The organism is Ruegeria sp. AF3 (assembly GCF_056536285.1).
In genome coordinates, this window is sequence record NZ_JBQFJM010000001.1 from 1,514,127 (window position 1) to 1,529,824 (window position 15,698).

General features: G+C 59.2%; 16 protein-coding genes. 10 read left to right on the top strand and 6 right to left on the bottom strand.

What is annotated here, in order from left to right:
- Positions 1–75: 75 nt before the first annotated feature.
- From ACR3FC_RS07655 to holA, 4 genes are all read left to right on the top strand, one after another.
- The gene (locus tag ACR3FC_RS07655) at positions 76–561 is read left to right on the top strand and encodes a DUF3576 domain-containing protein (protein ID WP_480476837.1); all 486 of its coding nucleotides are present in this window, start codon (positions 76–78) and stop codon (positions 559–561) included.
- A gap of 72 nt (positions 562–633) precedes the next feature.
- Positions 634–3,171, top strand: coding sequence for a leucine--tRNA ligase (gene leuS / locus ACR3FC_RS07660; RefSeq protein ID WP_480474147.1), 2,538 nt, complete (start codon positions 634–636; stop codon positions 3,169–3,171).
- The gene (lptE, locus tag ACR3FC_RS07665; protein ID WP_480474148.1) at positions 3,158–3,649 is read left to right on the top strand and encodes an LPS assembly lipoprotein LptE; all 492 of its coding nucleotides are present in this window, start codon (positions 3,158–3,160) and stop codon (positions 3,647–3,649) included. Before leuS ends, lptE begins: the two co-directional genes overlap by 14 nt.
- Entirely contained in the window at positions 3,646–4,674 is a 1,029-nt protein-coding gene (gene holA / locus ACR3FC_RS07670; RefSeq protein WP_480474149.1) for a DNA polymerase III subunit delta, read from the top strand. Before lptE ends, holA begins: the two co-directional genes overlap by 4 nt.
- Before the next feature lies 1 nt (position 4,675).
- On the opposite strand, the gene ACR3FC_RS07675 is transcribed toward holA, so the two are convergent.
- Complete coding sequence (locus ACR3FC_RS07675; RefSeq protein WP_480474150.1) at positions 4,676–5,860, bottom strand: TIGR03862 family flavoprotein; 1,185 nt, start codon at positions 5,858–5,860, stop codon at positions 4,676–4,678.
- A 48-nt stretch (positions 5,861–5,908) separates the two neighbouring features.
- Between ACR3FC_RS07675 and ACR3FC_RS07680 the strand changes: the two genes are divergently transcribed.
- The gene (locus ACR3FC_RS07680; protein WP_480474152.1) at positions 5,909–6,205 is read left to right on the top strand and encodes an HNH endonuclease; all 297 of its coding nucleotides are present in this window, start codon (positions 5,909–5,911) and stop codon (positions 6,203–6,205) included.
- On the opposite strand, the gene ACR3FC_RS07685 is transcribed toward ACR3FC_RS07680, so the two are convergent.
- The 3 genes from ACR3FC_RS07685 to ACR3FC_RS07695 are packed head-to-tail and all read right to left on the bottom strand — an operon-like array spanning position 6,206 to position 8,288.
- A complete protein-coding gene (locus ACR3FC_RS07685; RefSeq protein ID WP_480474153.1) occupies positions 6,206–6,943 on the bottom strand; it encodes a VOC family protein in 738 nt (245 codons plus the stop codon).
- The gene (locus ACR3FC_RS07690) at positions 6,940–7,548 is read right to left on the bottom strand and encodes an enoyl-CoA hydratase/isomerase family protein (protein WP_480474154.1); all 609 of its coding nucleotides are present in this window, start codon (positions 7,546–7,548) and stop codon (positions 6,940–6,942) included. Before ACR3FC_RS07690 ends, ACR3FC_RS07685 begins: the two co-directional genes overlap by 4 nt.
- Entirely contained in the window at positions 7,545–8,288 is a 744-nt protein-coding gene (locus ACR3FC_RS07695; RefSeq protein ID WP_480474155.1) for an SDR family oxidoreductase, read from the bottom strand. Before ACR3FC_RS07695 ends, ACR3FC_RS07690 begins: the two co-directional genes overlap by 4 nt.
- Positions 8,289–8,395: 107 nt before the next feature.
- On the opposite strand from ACR3FC_RS07695, the gene ACR3FC_RS07700 reads away from it, so the two are divergent.
- From ACR3FC_RS07700 to lpxK, 5 genes are all read left to right on the top strand, one after another.
- Entirely contained in the window at positions 8,396–9,943 is a 1,548-nt protein-coding gene (locus tag ACR3FC_RS07700; protein ID WP_480474156.1) for a DUF2125 domain-containing protein, read from the top strand.
- A 168-nt stretch (positions 9,944–10,111) separates the two neighbouring features.
- A complete protein-coding gene (locus tag ACR3FC_RS07705) occupies positions 10,112–11,458 on the top strand; it encodes a TldD/PmbA family protein (protein WP_480474157.1) in 1,347 nt (448 codons plus the stop codon).
- Positions 11,445–12,245 (top strand): inositol monophosphatase family protein, encoded by an 801-nt coding sequence (locus ACR3FC_RS07710; RefSeq protein WP_480474158.1) that lies wholly within the window; start codon positions 11,445–11,447, stop codon positions 12,243–12,245. The genes ACR3FC_RS07705 and ACR3FC_RS07710 overlap by 14 nt, the downstream gene beginning before the upstream one ends.
- Complete coding sequence (locus ACR3FC_RS07715; protein WP_480474159.1) at positions 12,242–13,480, top strand: 3-deoxy-D-manno-octulosonic acid transferase; 1,239 nt, start codon at positions 12,242–12,244, stop codon at positions 13,478–13,480. The genes ACR3FC_RS07710 and ACR3FC_RS07715 overlap by 4 nt, the downstream gene beginning before the upstream one ends.
- A complete protein-coding gene (gene lpxK / locus ACR3FC_RS07720; protein WP_480474160.1) occupies positions 13,467–14,468 on the top strand; it encodes a tetraacyldisaccharide 4'-kinase in 1,002 nt (333 codons plus the stop codon). Before ACR3FC_RS07715 ends, lpxK begins: the two co-directional genes overlap by 14 nt.
- Positions 14,469–14,505: 37 nt before the next feature.
- On the opposite strand, the gene ACR3FC_RS07725 is transcribed toward lpxK, so the two are convergent.
- Both ACR3FC_RS07725 and ACR3FC_RS07730 read right to left on the bottom strand, forming a co-directional pair.
- Entirely contained in the window at positions 14,506–15,168 is a 663-nt protein-coding gene (locus tag ACR3FC_RS07725) for a DsbA family protein (protein ID WP_480474161.1), read from the bottom strand.
- 13 nt (positions 15,169–15,181) lie between these two features.
- Positions 15,182–15,688, bottom strand: a complete 507-nt coding sequence (locus ACR3FC_RS07730; protein WP_480474162.1) for a DUF721 domain-containing protein — start codon at positions 15,686–15,688, stop codon at positions 15,182–15,184.
- Positions 15,689–15,698 lie beyond the last annotated feature (10 nt).

Sequence of the window (15,698 nt, forward strand, 5' to 3'; positions counted from 1 at the left end):
CTTGTTGCAGCGGGGGTCCTTGGCTAGGAGTATCCCCTGAATACTGTAGAACATGTGAAACAGGACCTGTTTGCAATGCGCCTGCCGACGATTTTGGGAATGATCCTGCTGACCGCCGCTCTTTCGGCATGTGGGCAGAATCGAAACGCTTCAACAACATACTCCCCCAACATCGCTGGCGGCAATTCGGACGAACAGGAGCTGAATGACCCCGAGCGGGCAACTATCTGGGACATCTTTGACCGCAGCACCGCCGAACAGACAACAAACGTGAACCGGTATCTTTGGGCGGCTTCGCTGGATGTGCTGAGCTTCCTGCCAGTGCAAGAGGTTGATCCGTTTACCGGTGTAATCGTAACGGGTTATGGCACGCCTCCGGGCGGCGGCCGATCCTACCGGGCAACTGTTCATATCAGCGATCCGGCGCTTGCCGCGCGCTCTTTGTCGGTTGCGCTGCAATCAAGTGGGGGGGCTCCGGTGAGTGCGGCAACATCCCGCGCAGTCGAGGATGCGATTCTGTCGCGCGCCCGGCAACTACGCATAGCAGACAACAAGTTCTAGCAACCCGCCGAAAATCACAATATTACCACGCCGGGTTCCTACCCGGCGTTTTCATTCACGAAGGACCGCACAATGTCGCGCTACTCGGCCACTGAAATCGAAGCAAAATGGCAGGAGGCCTGGGACAAGGCCGGGATCTTCACCGCTAACCACAAGGCGGACAAGCCGAAATACTATGTGCTTGAGATGTTTCCCTACCCGTCTGGCCGAATCCATATGGGGCATGTGCGCAACTATACGATGGGTGACGTGATCGCCCGGCACAAGCTGGCGACAGGCCATAACGTGCTGCACCCGATGGGCTGGGACGCATTCGGGATGCCTGCGGAAAATGCCGCGATGGCCATCGGGGGTCATCCGAAGGACTGGACCTACAGCAACATCGCCGACATGCGCGACCAGATGAAACCACTTGGCCTGTCAATCGACTGGTCTCGTGAGTTCGCGACCTGCGACCCCGAGTATTACGGCCAGCAACAGGCGCTGTTCCTCGATATGCTCGATGCCGGGCTGGTCTATCGCAAAAACGCTGTGGTGAACTGGGACCCGGTCGACATGACCGTTCTGGCCAACGAGCAGGTTGAAAATGGTCGTGGCTGGCGTTCGGGTGCATTGGTAGAGCGACGCGAGCTGACCCAGTGGTTCTTCAAGATTTCGGACTATTCCGAAGAATTGCTGGATGCGCTGGACACTCTGGACAACTGGCCCGCCAAAGTGCGCCTGATGCAGGAGAACTGGATCGGCAAATCCCGTGGTCTGCAATTCGGCTTTGAACGCACAGACGGCGGCGATCCGATCACCGTCTATACAACCCGCCCCGACACGCTGCTGGGCGCATCTTTCGTTGGCATCTCGCCCGATCACCCGATCGCAAAACAGCTTGAAGCCGAAAATCCAGAAGTGGCTGAATTCGTGGCCGAATGTCGCAAAGGTGGCACCACTGAGGAAGCCATAGAAACCGCCGAAAAGCTGGGCTTTGACACAGGCATCAAGGTCAAGCACCCGCTGGACCCGAGCTGGGAACTGCCGGTCTGGATCGCCAATTTCATCCTGATGGATTACGGCACGGGCGCAATCTTTGCCTGCCCTGCGCATGATCAGCGTGACCTCGACTTTTGCCGCAAATACGGCCTTCTTGTGGTCGACACATTCTTTGCACTGGATGACGACACGCCGGTCGACAAAATCGCATTCGTCCCGCCGAAAACCGAGAAAGTCCGCTGGGTGAACCACTTTGCCGGTTTGACCGAAGCGACAGGCGAAGAAGCCATCAACGCCACCGTCGATTTTGCTGAACAAGCCGGTTGGGGCGAGGGTGTCACCAAATACCGTCTGCGGGACTGGGGCCTCAGCCGTCAGCGCTATTGGGGGTGTCCGATTCCCGTCGTGCATTGCGAAAGCTGCGGCGTGGTGCCCGAGAAGAAAGAAAACCTGCCGGTCCGCCTGCCCGACGATGTGACATTCGACAAACCCGGCAACCCGCTGGACCGCCACCCGACCTGGCGCGATTGCGCCTGCCCGTCTTGTGGCGCACCGGCCAAGCGCGAGACCGACACGATGGATACCTTCGTCGATTCGTCGTGGTATTTCGCGCGCTTTACCGCTCCGCGTGCGGAAACACCCACCGATCTGGCTGAGGCCGAGTATTGGATGAATGTCGACCAGTATATCGGCGGCATTGAACACGCGATTCTGCACCTGCTGTATTCCCGGTTCTTTGCGCGGGCGATGAACCTCACCGGTCACTTGCCCCAAAAGGCCATCGAGCCATTCGACGCGCTGTTCACACAAGGCATGGTGACGCATGAGATCTACCAGACGCGCGACGCCAACGGACGGCCGGTCTATCACCTGCCCGAGGATGTGACCGACGGCAAACTGGCCGATGGTACTGAGGTCGAAATCATCCCTTCGGCCAAGATGTCGAAATCCAAGAAAAACGTGGTCGATCCAGTCAGCATCATTTCGGCCTTTGGCGCCGACACGGCCCGCTGGTTCGTGTTGTCCGATTCGCCACCCGAGAGAGACGTGGAATGGACGGCGGCAGGGGCCGAAGCCGCCTATAAGCATCTGAATCGCGTTTGGAACCTATGCGACAGGATCGGCGCTATGGACGCCAATGCAGCGGGCGAAGGCGATGAGGACCTGTTGCGCGAGATGCATAAAACCATCCGTGACGTGACATTGGGTGTTGAAAGCTTTGGCTTCAATGCCGCCATAGCCAAGCTTTATGCTTTCACTAATACGCTGGCAAAATCCAAGGCCGGAGCGGCGGCTCAGAAACAAGCGATCAAAACTCTGGCCCAGTTGATGTCACCGATGACACCACATCTGGCAGAAGATATCTGGGCGCATCAGGGCGGTGAGGGCCTTGTGGCCGTCGCCCCGTGGCCCGTCGCGGATGAGGCGATGCTGGTTGATGACACCGTCACCCTGCCGATCCAGATCAACGGCAAGCGTCGCGCGGAAATCAGCGTTCCGAAAGATATGGACAAAGCCGAGGTTGAAAATATCGCGCTTAGCACCGAAGCTGTCCAAAAGGCGCTGGATGGCAACGCGCCGAAGAAAGTTATCGTTGTTCCGGGCCGGATTGTGAATGTCGTTGTTTGATCGCAGAACATTGCTTGTGATGCCGCTGGTACTGGCTGCCTGCGGCTTCCAACCGGTTTATGCTCCGGGCGGGTCGGGCTCAGCCTTGTTCGGTCGGGTGGCGGTATCTGCGCCAAATACCGTCGAAAGCTATCTCCTGGTTCAGAACCTTGAACACCAACTGGGCCGCAGCGCGGGCTCTATCAGCGATTACGCTCTGGATGTTCAGGTCTCGACCGAAATCCGCGGCGCGGCCATAACCACGACGAACGAGACAACGCGGTACACGATTGATGGACGGGCGCAATACGCTTTGAAATCCAATGAGACCGGGCAAGTCGCGGCGTCCGGCACCGTAACCGATTTTGTGGGCTATTCTGCTTCGGGTTCCACCGTGTCGACGCTGGCTGACGAACGCGATGCGAAAGAACGCCTGATGGTGATCCTGTCCGGGCATATCGTGAACCGCCTGTATTCAACACCGGGCTTGTCCAAATGAAGTTGAGCCCGCGCGAGGCTGACGGGTATTTCGCCAAGCCGGATGCGGACAAGACCGGGCTGCTGATCTATGGTGCAGATGCCATGCGGGTGGCGCTTAAGCGGCAGCAGGTTCTGGCCGCCCTGCTTGGTCCTGGTGCGGAAGAGGAAATGCGCCTGACCCGCCTGCCGGGTGGCGACTTGCGCGGCGATCCGGCGTCTCTGCTGGACGCGGTCAAGGCGGTTGGGTTTTTCCCCGGCCCGCGCGCGGTGTTTGTGGAAGACGCCACCGAAACCGCCTCGCCTGCGATTCTGGCCGCACTTGAAGATTGGACCCCCGGCGACGCTCAGATCATCGTGACGGCTGGTCAGCTGAAACCAAACTCGAAAATCCGCAAAGCGTTCGAAGGGCATCCCGCGGCCTATGCGATAGGCATTTATGACGACCCGCCATCGCGTGCAGAGGTCGAGCGGGTTCTGACCGAGGCGCATCTGAATAACATCCCCCGCGATGTCACGTCTGCCATCAACGAACTGGCCAACAGTCTCAGCCCTGGTGACTTTACCCAAACCATTGAGAAACTGTCGCTCTACAAGCGCGGTGACAACTCTGAGTTGACCATGGAAGACATCGAAGCCTGCGCCCCGCGTTCGACCGAGGCGGCGCTTGACGACGTGCTGAACGTGGTTGCAGAAGGCCGCGCCGGTGAGATCGGACCACTGATCCGGCGTTTGCAGGCACAGGGTACCAACGGGGTAACTCTGTGTATTGGGGCAACCCGGCATTTCCGCACCCTTTATGCCTGCGCCTCGGATCCCGGTGGTGCGGCGCAGGGTATCGGCAAGTTGCGTCCGCCGGTTTACGGCAAACGGCGTGACCGTATTCTGCGTCAGGCACAGGGCTGGGGCGCGCCCAAGCTGCAAACTGCTCTGACCGTTCTTACGGATACCGACCTCTCCCTGCGCTCCGCCGGACAGACCGCCCCCTCAATGGCACTGGTCGAGCGCGCAATGATTCGTCTGGCGATGCTTGCGCGGTCGCGCTGAGTTACTTGCCCTGATCCAGCCAATCGGCAGCGGCCCGACCGGCCCAGCGGCCAGTGGCAAGACAGGCTGTCAAAAGATACCCCCCGGTCGGCGCTTCCCAATCCAGCATCTCACCGGCGCAGAACACGCCCGGCATGGTCTTCAGCATCAGCCCGTCACCCAACGCGGATCGTTTCACGCCACCTGCCGTCGAAATGGCCTCATCCATCGGTCGCAGCCCCGCGTGCAGGATTGGCAGTTTCTTGAGGACCGCCACTTCGCCGGGCAGCGGCAAGTGACTGCGTTTTGCCATCTCGTGAAACACGGCGATCTTCTGCGGTGACAGGTTCAACGACTTTCTCAACCATTGCGAAAGTGTGGTTTTCGACTTTCTGGAAGACCAACGCGCCTGCAAGGACTGCTGTTCCAGGTCGGGCACCAGATCGACAAAAAGTAGCTGCCCTTTGCGCAAAGCAGGGGTGAGAGTGTAAAGCCCCCCTCCCTCCAGCCCGGTTGCCGAGATCGCAGCCTCGCCGCGGCTATCCAGGTCACCGGCCTTCCACCGAACCGACTTCAGCGCCGCCCCGAAATGTGGCTGCATATGAGTGCTCCAGTCCACCGACAGGGCTGAATTCGCAGGTTCAAACGGTGCAAGTTCCACGCCCCTGCCGGAAAGGACTTGCGTCCAATGACCATCCGATCCAAGGCGGGCCCAGCTGGCCCCACCCAGCGCAAGCACGGTTACAGCAGCAGTCAGGTTTTGCGGCCCGTCCGGGGTGTCGAATACCAGCGCATCAGCTTCCCAACCTTTCCATCGCCAACGGGTTTTGATCTCAACCCCGGCTGCGCCCAGTCGCGCAAGCCATGCGCGTAGCAAAGGCGACGCCTTCATGGCCTCGGGAAAAACCCGCCCGGTAGAACCTGTGAATAATATCTGTCCCAGTCCACGCGCCCAGTGCTGCACGGCTTGCGCATCAAAGGCGGTGATCATCGGGCGCAACCAGTCCGCCGCATCGGCAAAAGACCGCATCAGTGTCTCAGGCGGTTCGTCCTTTGTCAGGTTCAGCCCCGATTTACCAGCCATCAGAAATTTGCGTGCAACCGAGGGCTTGGCTTCGGCAACCAGCACGGAATGCCCGGCCTCGGCCAGTTGCTCGGCCGCCATCAACCCTGCGGGGCCTGCTCCGATCACGACTGCCTGCGCCATTCGCACCCTCTTGCCTTCGCCATCTATCGGCGCAAGTTTCAAACCATTATGGCGAACAACGATCCGATCTGCCCGCTCTGCGACCGCCCGATCCCCAGCGGGGGTGGCAGCCTGCATCATCTGATCCCAAAACTCAAAGGAGGCAAGGGCGGACCCACCGTTCTTCTGCACCAGATTTGCCACAAAGAAGTCCATGCCACCCTGACCGAGGCCGAACTGGCGCGCTGTTACAACACGATCGCAGCCTTGCGCGCGCATCCCAGGCTTGAGAAATTCCTGATATGGGTGCGTAAACGCCCACCCGGATTTCGGTCGAAAGTTCCGGGCAAGCGACGCAACAGGTGATCAGCCCGGCAAGACCGTATCGCCAAAGGCGTCTTTCAAAGGTGCGGCCAACCCTTCGACTTCTATTCCCCGGTAATCCGGTACAGGCGCAAACTCTGCACCCGCAAGATGCTGGAATTCCAGTGTCGTATACGGTCGTTTCCACAACCACTCGCGATTCTCGACGGCCCACAAATCGGCGTTTGGAGGGGTTTCGTCGGTAAAGGCATAGAAATGCAGATCAAAGCCATGGGGGGCCACCTCCTGCATTGACAGCAAGGACATACCTTGCGCGCGCCAAAACGCGTCCTCACCCGCGATATCACCGGTCCGAAGGGTTATCTGACCGATCCGGGCCTGCGCAAACGGAGCATCCGGATCTGCCACCTGCGCCGGTTTGTTGCCTTCGAAATCATGCTGCAGCAATTCGATGACAAACCCTTCGGGATCAGCCAGATGGCACATGTACCCGATATCCAAAAACTGGCTCGGCGCGCTTACCGCAGTACCCAGCGCGCGCAAATGCGCTGCCGCAAGATCGACATCAGGGACGGTAATTCCGATCTTCCAATATCTTTGGCCCCGGTCATGGGTGTATCCGCCGCCACCCGGCAGCAGCAGAAGGTCCGCATCTTCCGAGTTGTAGCCCACGCGGCAACCTGACCCCTGCGGGTAAACCCGCATACCCAGAACGTCGCGATAGAATACTGCCAGTCTTTTCGGGTCAGTGACCCGCAACCGAATGGCCGAAATCCTCATGAACACATCCTTGCGATGTCCGCGGCGATAACGGGGTCAGCGTTCACGCTGTCTGTCACAAGCTCACGCGCGGTTTTCATCAGGTGATCGGATTCGACAATCCGATCAACCAGACCAAAGTCATACGCCTCTTGCGCGGTGATCTTCTGACCTGACATCAGGATCAACTTAGTTCTGGCCGGACCCACCAATGCCGCCAACCGTTTCGGATCGGACGGTTGCGGCAGAAACCCCAGCTTCATCACCGGATAGAAAAACTTGGCCGTTGGCACCGCAATGCGAAGGTCACAGGCCAAAGCCATGCCATTGGCCCCGCCAGCCAGAGTACCGTTCAATGCCGCAATGGTCAGACAGGGCAATGCGGCGATGGCACCGGACAGTCTTTCCCAGACGTCAGAGGTGGCCAGACCGGCGCGCGCCTCGTCCAGATCGGCCCCGGCGCTGAACACTTTGCCCGCGCCCGTCAGGATCAGCGCCCGCGCGCTGGTTGCGGCCTCGGCAATCCCGGCCAGTTCATTCAGCATCGCTCCGGTCAGGGCGTTTGCCTTTTCGGGATTGTTGATCGTAACGACCCACAGGCCATCCTGTTTCGTCAGGTCGATCATATCAACCCGACCCTTTTTCGGATGTCTTCCAGGCGCAGCGAGATTTCCGTTCCCAAGTATTCGTCCGCGCCCTTGGAACACATCCACAACAGGGCACGTGCTGGCCAATCTGCAGGAATATGCGCTTCCCAATCCAGTTGACTGACCGGATTGATGCCGCTTGCCTTTATGGACCGCTGCATATCCGTGGCAACCGTCCCCGGCGACAGCCCCATTGCGCGAATGCCGTGTTGGGCTTCTTCCAGATGCAGGCATTCCGTCAGCATTTTTGCCCCGGCCTTTGACGCGCAATAATGGCTCCACGCCTCAACCGGGTTGGACGCCGCGCCGGACGAGACGGTCAGAATGCTTCCGCCCCCGGCGGCCCGCATCACCGGCAATGCCGCACGCATCCCGTAGAAAACGCCTTTGAGGTTGATGTCGATGGCTTTGCTCCAGGCCTCAGGATCGGCGTTGGAAAGATGAAAGATCGGATCGATCACACCGGCATTGCCAATCAGAACATCCAGCCCGCCGAACCGATCCACACATGTGGCCACAGCCTGCTCGACCTGCGCGAAATCGCTGACATCGCAGGCCAGCGCGATGGCCTGATCACCCAGATCAGCGGCCAAGGCATCAATCTGATCGCGGCTGCGGGCCACCAATGCGACATTGGCCCCGGCTGCGGCAAAAACGCGCCCCGCTTCGGCCCCGATGCCACGGCTGGCCCCGGTTATCAGAACTGTTTTCCCCTGCATTCGCCTCTCCTCACGCATTGTTATTGATCCCGGCAACAGGCGTAACGCGGAAACGGGGAAATGGTCCAGCCCTTGCCCCCTTGACGATAGGTGCCACAACCCCGACCATGCGCCGCAAATTGATCAAGAAGGGTTACCTTATGTCCGTTTTCCTCCACCGCAGCTGCGGTGCTGTTCTGGCTTATGCCGTCGCGACCCAGGGCGCGTTCGCCGACCTTACTGCAAATGATGTCTGGTCCGACTGGCAAAGCTATTTCACATCAATGGGCTACACCGTTACAGGCGACGAAAGCATCGCCGGTGACGTCACCACAATTTCGAACATGACACTTTCTTTGACCTTTCCGGAAGAAGACGGGCAGTTCCAGATGGTCATGCCGGAAATGACGCTGACCGAAAATGGTGACGGAACCGTTACCATCGGATTGCCCGAGAGCTTTCCCATGGACGTCACGGGAACAGCCGACGATGAAGAGTTTGCAGCCAAAGTGATTTATTCGCACAGCCAGCTGAACATGGTCGTTTCGGGTACACCCGAAGACATGACTTATGACTACACCGCTGACAAACTGGGCATTGCGCTGGATTCGATTGAAGTTGATGGCGAACCGCTGCCGAACGAGGTTTTCAGCATCGCGGTCGAAGCAGGTGATCTGGCCGGTCGGTCGCGGATGCAAATCGGCGAACACCGAAACATCACTCAGATATTCAACAGCGATACACTGACCTATAACCTGAACTTTCAGGATCCGGAAAGTGGTGAAAGCGGGCTGATCAATGGCCAACTGGGCCAACTGGCCTTTGAAGGCGAAAACGTGATCCCACTGGATTTTGACATGTCTGATCCGCAGGCGTTTTACCAAGCGGGTTTCGCCTTTGATGGCACGTTTACCTATGCATCCGGCAGCACCGATCTGAGCGGGACCAGCGAAGGACAGGCGTTCTCGATGAACAGCACCTCGGAGGGTGGGCACTTTGCCGCCAGCATCGACGCCGAGCGCATCGCCTATGACATCGCGCAGAACAGCACCAAACTGGCGGTGACAACAGCGGATCTGCCGTTCCCGATCGAGTTGTCCATGGCCAGTGCAGGGTTGAACTTCGAATTCCCGATCCAGCAATCGGACGAAATACAGCCCTTCGCCTTTGGCCTCAACATGACCGATTTCACCATGTCTGATGTCCTGTGGGGCATTTTTGACCCGGCAGGCGCGCTGCCCCGCGATCCGGCGACAATCGCGCTGGAAACGACCGGCACGGCAAAAGTTCTGATGAACATCTTCGATCCGGAAATTGTCGTTGAGTCGGATGAGACTCCGGGTGAGTTACATTCGCTGAAAATCAGCCAGCTTCTGGTTTCGTTGGTTGGTGCCAAACTGACCGGTGATGGCGATTTCGCCTTCGACAATTCGAACACAGAAGAGTTTGGCGGAATGCCTAGCCCAAGCGGCGTGGCGAACCTGAAACTTGTTGGCGCCAATCAGCTGATCGATACGCTGATCGGCATGGGCCTCATTTCGGACGACGATGCGCTGGGCGCGCGGATGATGATGGGTCTGATGGCTGTCCCCGGCGATGAGCCTGACACCCTGAACTCGACCATCGAATTCACGGAAGACGGTCAGATTTTGGCGAATGGCCAGCGTATCAAGTGATACCTATCTGAAAGGGCCGCGCAGTGCGGCCCTTTCCATTCCTGTGAACCTTGTGCCAAACCCGGTAGCGGCATGGATTAATCCCGATCCACACAGCACAATCCGGTCACAGGTCTTGCGGGGCGGGCGGTGCAAGGCTAGGTCCTTGGCAATCAACCTGGAGACCTCATGACCCGCACACCAGAAGAAATCAGCCAACAATTGCTCGATGTTGCTCGCCGGGCAGGCGCAGAAGCGGCAGATGCCATCGTTCTCGAAGGGTCCTCGGTCTCGGTCGATGTGCGGGGCGGCGCACTGGAACATGCGGAACGCTCGGAAGGCGCTGATCTGGGGTTGCGTGTGTTTCTGGGCAAGCGGTCAGCCATTGTGTCCAGCTGTGACAGCCGCCCGGAAACCCTTGCGGCGATGGCCGAACGCGCCGTGGCCATGGCAAAAGAAGCGCCCGAGGACCCCTATTCCGGGCTGGCGGACAAAAGCCAACTGGCCTTTGACTGGGATATTCAGTCACTGGAATTGCTGGACTCCGCCCCGGCCCCGTCCGCAGAAAGCCTGATGCAGGATGCGCTGGCCGCCGAGGCCGCAGCACTGACAGTAAAAGGCGTCACGCAGGTGTCGGATGCCGCTGCAAGCTACGGAACGCACCGGGTGCATCTGGCGGCTACAAACGGGTTTTCCGGTGGGTATGAGCGCAGCAGCCGATCCATCTCATGCGTTGCGATCTCGGGTGAAGGCACCGGGATGGAGCGCGACTATGACGGTGACAGCCGGACGTTTCAATCCGACTTGCGCGACGCGGCTGAGATTGGGCGCACAGCAGGGGAACGCGCTGTGCAAAAGGTTGGCGCGTGCAAACCGGCGACCGGCAGTTTCCCGGTGTTGTTTGATGAACGTATCTCGTCTTCGCTGATCGGGCATCTTCTGGCCGCCAGCAATGGGGCCGCGATTGCGCGCGGCGCGTCTTGGCTGAAGGATTGCCTGGGGCAAGACGTGCTGCCCGCGCATCTGTCACTGATCGAAGATCCGTACCGCCCGCGTATCTCTGGCTCGCGCCCATTTGATGCCGAAGGTCTGCCCACGCAGCGCCGGGTGATCGTGGAAAACGGTGTCCTGACGGGCTGGACATTGGATCTGTCGAGTGGCCGCAAGCTGGGAATGGACTCAACAGGCAACGCTGCGCGCGGTGTGTCCGGCCCACCCTCACCCAGCAACTGGAACCTGAGCCTTACACAGGGAACCCGCAGTCGCGACGATCTGTTGCGCGATATGGGCACCGGTTTGCTGGTCACGTCCATGATCGGATCGACGATCAACCCCAATACGGGCGACTATTCCCGTGGTGCATCAGGTTTTTGGGTCGAAAACGGTGTGATCACGCATCCTGTCAACGAATGCACAATCGCAGGCAATCTGCGTGATATGCTGCGGCGGATCATTCCCGCCAATGACGCCCGCCCATATTTGTCGCGCGTGGTCCCGTCGCTGTTGATCGAAGGAATGACACTTGCCGGCAACTGATCTGCCCCTTCTGATTGAGGCTGCGATTGAGGCCGGCAAGATCGCTACACGCTATTCCGGGACGCAGGCACAGCGTTGGGACAAACCCGGTGGCGCCGGTCCGGTGACCGAGGCCGATCTGGCCGTCAACGCGATGCTGGAAGAAAAGCTGTGCGCTGCGCGGCCGGGCTATGGCTGGCTCAGCGAGGAATCCGAGGATTCGCCCGAGCGGTTGAACCGCAGCAACGCCTTTATCGTCGATCCGATTGACGGCACCCGCAGTTTTACCGAAGGCGCACGCACCTGGGCGCATTCGCTGGCCGTTGCAGTCGATGGTATTGTGACTTCCGCCGTAATCTATCTGCCGATGCGCGACTTGCTTTATGCTGCCGCGCAAGGTCAGGGCGCAACTCTCAACGGGCAAAAGATCACGACGTCGAAAACGTCTGAGTTATTGCAGTCGCAGGTTCTGGCCGCCAAACCAAATCTGGACGCACAGCACTGGCGCAATCAGAATGTTCCAGCCTTCCACCGCGCGTACCGTCCCTCGCTTGCCTATCGCATGGCGCTGGTCGCGCAGGGGCGGTTCGACGCCATGCTGACCCTTCGCCCCAGCTGGGAATGGGACATTGCCGCTGGTGATCTGATCATCCGAGAGGCAGGCGGCGTCTGTTCAGACCGTTTGGGTCAACCGCTGATCTTCAACAATGCCCACCCCAGGCTAAATGGCGTTATCGCCGCCAGCACTGCGATCCACGCGCAACTGTCTGCTCAGCTGGACCCGATCGGGCCCGGAATCGGCGCATGAGCAAACCGCGCTCATTAAGCCTTGCCGCTTATCGGGTGCTGTCCTGGAGAATGCGGAACGGCGTTGGTGTAAAAACCGACCTGCCACGCCCCGAAGGCGAGGTCGTGTGGATGCACGTCGCCACGCCAGACCGCCTGCGGGCGGTGAGTGATTTTTGTCGCCGGTTGCTTCAGTCCCGATCCAAGCTGCATTTTCTACTGACCGCTCCGCCGGACGCGGATCTGTCTGCCTGGCCGGAATGCAGCTTTCCCCTGATCAACCTGCCTCAGGAACAGAGCGGGGCCGCGCGTGACTTTATCGAGTACTGGCGCCCAGGTATCGGGATTTGGGTCGGCGGTGATTTGATGCCCAACATCATAACCCGAGCCGATGAACAGGCTGTACCCCTTGTGTTGTTTGACGCCCAGTTTACCGTTGCACTGTCCCGGAACGCGCGCTGGCTGCCAGACATAACCAGAGTGACCTTTAGCTGCTTTCGCAAGATACTGACTGCAAATTCTGAAACCGCCCGTCACATCCGGAGACTTGGCATCCCGTTTTCAACAGTCGAAGAATCGCCGCCTTTGCGCATCAGCCCAAATCCAAGACCTTGGCCAGAAGACGAGCTGATCGAAACCAACCACACGCTTGCAGGGCGACCTGTTTGGTTGGCTGCCTGGGTGCAGGACAAAGAGTTCATTTCGGTTCTGACAGCACATCGTCAGGCATTGCGCCTTTTGCACCGGCTGGTTCTTGTACTTCACGTCGCCGACGTTCACGAAGCTGCCCCCCTAAAACGGAGGCTGGAGGCGATGGATCTACGCTGTGTCAACTGGGACGATGGCGACTTGATCGAAGACAGCACGCAGGTCGTTCTGACTGCGGACCCAGAAAACCTGGGGTTGTGGCACCGTGTGTCGGCAGTGACGTTCATGGCCAGTTCACTGGAACGCGGTGCAGGCGGTCAGGACCCGTCCGACGCAATCGCGCTGGGGTCTGCCATAATTTCAGGACCATTCGTGCATCGCCATCACGAGCTTTACGCCCACCTGCAACAGGCAGGCGCAGCCAAGGAGGTCAAGTCAGCAACCGAGTTGGGCGATGCCGTCGTACAGCTTCTGGCACCGGACCGCGCCGCTGACATGGCTTTGGCAGGATGGCAGATAATCACCGAAGGTGCGCCGCAGGCAGACACCCTCATCGAAATGGTGCAGGATATTCTGGACGAGAGGAGCGCAGATCATGCGGGCACCTGATTTCTGGAACACTCCTCCGGACCAGCCGGATCTGAGGGCACGGCTGCTGGCCCCGCTGGGCCGCCTTTATGCAGCGGCGACTGCCCGCAGGATTGCCTCGAAATCAGGGGAAAATCCCGGTGTGCCCGTGATCTGCATCGGCAATCTCAATGCAGGTGGAACCGGGAAAACGCCCACCGTGATCTGGACCCTCGAACAGCTTGGTAACGCCTGGCACAAGCCGCATGTCGTGACACGAGGACATGGCGGGTCACTGGAAGGCCCGGTGCAGGTCGATCCGGGAAGGCATACCGCAGCCGAGGTGGGGGACGAGCCGCTGTTGCTGGCGATGTTTGCCGAGGTCTGGGTTGCCAAGGATCGGGCGGCGGGTGCGCGTGCAGCGGCCGCGGCGGGGGCAACAGTGATCGTTCTGGATGATGGTTTTCAGAACCCTTCGGTCGCCAAGGATTTCTCGATTATCGTTGTGGACGCCCAGCGCGGATTTGGAAACGGATTATGCCTGCCAGCCGGTCCATTGCGAGAGCCGGTCGATACCGGCCTGCAACGGGCCGATCTTGTACTGTCCTTGGGGGAAGAGGCGGCGCAAAAGGTATTTTCCGACAACTGGAAAGGCCGGTTGACCGTTCCTCATGTCACCGGGGCAGTCGAACCCCTGCAAACCGGTATGGATTGGTCAGAAACGCGTGCGTTGGCGTTTGCAGGAATCGGCTATCCCGAAAAGTTCTTCCAAACCCTGCGTCGGTTGGGTGTGGATCTGGTCCGGGCCGAGGCGTTGGACGATCACCAACCGTTGACACAGGCCCTGATGACCCGGCTGGAAAACGAGGCGCGTTTGCTTAGCGCTCAGATGGTCACCACCGAAAAAGACGCCGTTCGCCTGCCGCCCGCTTTCCGAAGCAAGGTGATCACTTTGCCGGTTCGGCTTCAGATTTCAGACGCCGACGTGGTCAGGGACATGCTTTTGAAAACCGTCCCTTCACCAAAGTAACTCAGGCTGGCCCCCGGTGGCGCCAGCCGGGTTCGGGTCAGCTGCCGAGCTCTGCTTCGATCAGCTTTTTGAAGTCCGCGTAGGACTGATTGTCAACTTTCTTGCCGTTCACGATGAAGGACGGGGTTGCCTGAATTCCATCGCGTTCAGCGTTTTCCTGATACCACGCGGCCAATGTCCGCGCCTTGGTGCCATCCTGCAAACAGGCCTCAAGCTGGTCGCCATCAATACCTGCCAGACGACCAATCTTGCGCAGTTCATCGACGATCTCGGCCGGGCCACCTGCGCGCGTCCATTCTGCCTGACCTTCGTAAATCAGATCGGTGATGCCAAAGAATTTCTCGGGGCCGGCACAGCGGGCCACCATCGACGCCCACAGACCGTAGCGATCAAAATAGACCTCACGATAGGTGAACTTGACCTTGCCGGTGTCAATGAAATCCTTCTTGAGCTGTTTATACGCGCTCTTGTGGAAATTCGCGCAATGCGGGCAGGTGTAGGATGCGTATTCGATGATTTCGACAGGCGCCCCTTCGGCCCCCTGAACCATGTCAATGATTGTGGATGTATCCAGGTCCGCCTCTTGCGCCTCGGCGGCACTGACCAGCGGAAAACTTGTGTTGGAATTTGTCAGCGACACCCAATAGCCGCCAGCGGCCACGGCGACGGCCGCACAGATTACGGTTGCAATACGGCTCATTCTCAGCCCTTTCTCAGCGTTTCTGTTTGGATAAAACGTTGCGCCCAAGACGTTCAAGGGCCGCGCGCAAATCTTCATCATTTACACTGCGTGACACTTTGTCTGCCTCGGCAGCAATCTCAGGTGCAATCTCGGGTATTGCCTGTTTCGGTTTATGGTCGAAACTGGCCTGCCCCTCGGCAAATCCGGTCGGAGCGGTCTGGGTGATCCGGACACGGCTGATGGCATTATAGCCGTAGACCGCGTTCACTTTACCACGCAGCTGTTCCTTCTGCATTTCCAGCATCGGGGCCTGCGGGCCTGTGGTCAGAACGGTCAGGGTCGCGCCGAAACCGCCTTTGCCATAGCCGACACTGACTGGGCGCGCGATGGCGGCGGTATCCTGACCCACGATCTCGGCCCAATGGGTCAACAGACGTGAGACAGCAAAGCCCCGGCTTTCCCCGGCGCGCCTGATCTGGTCATTCAGCAAAGACGCGGTGCGCTTGAACCCGCGGGTTGACGAACGTCTGCGTTGCATCTGGTTTCCA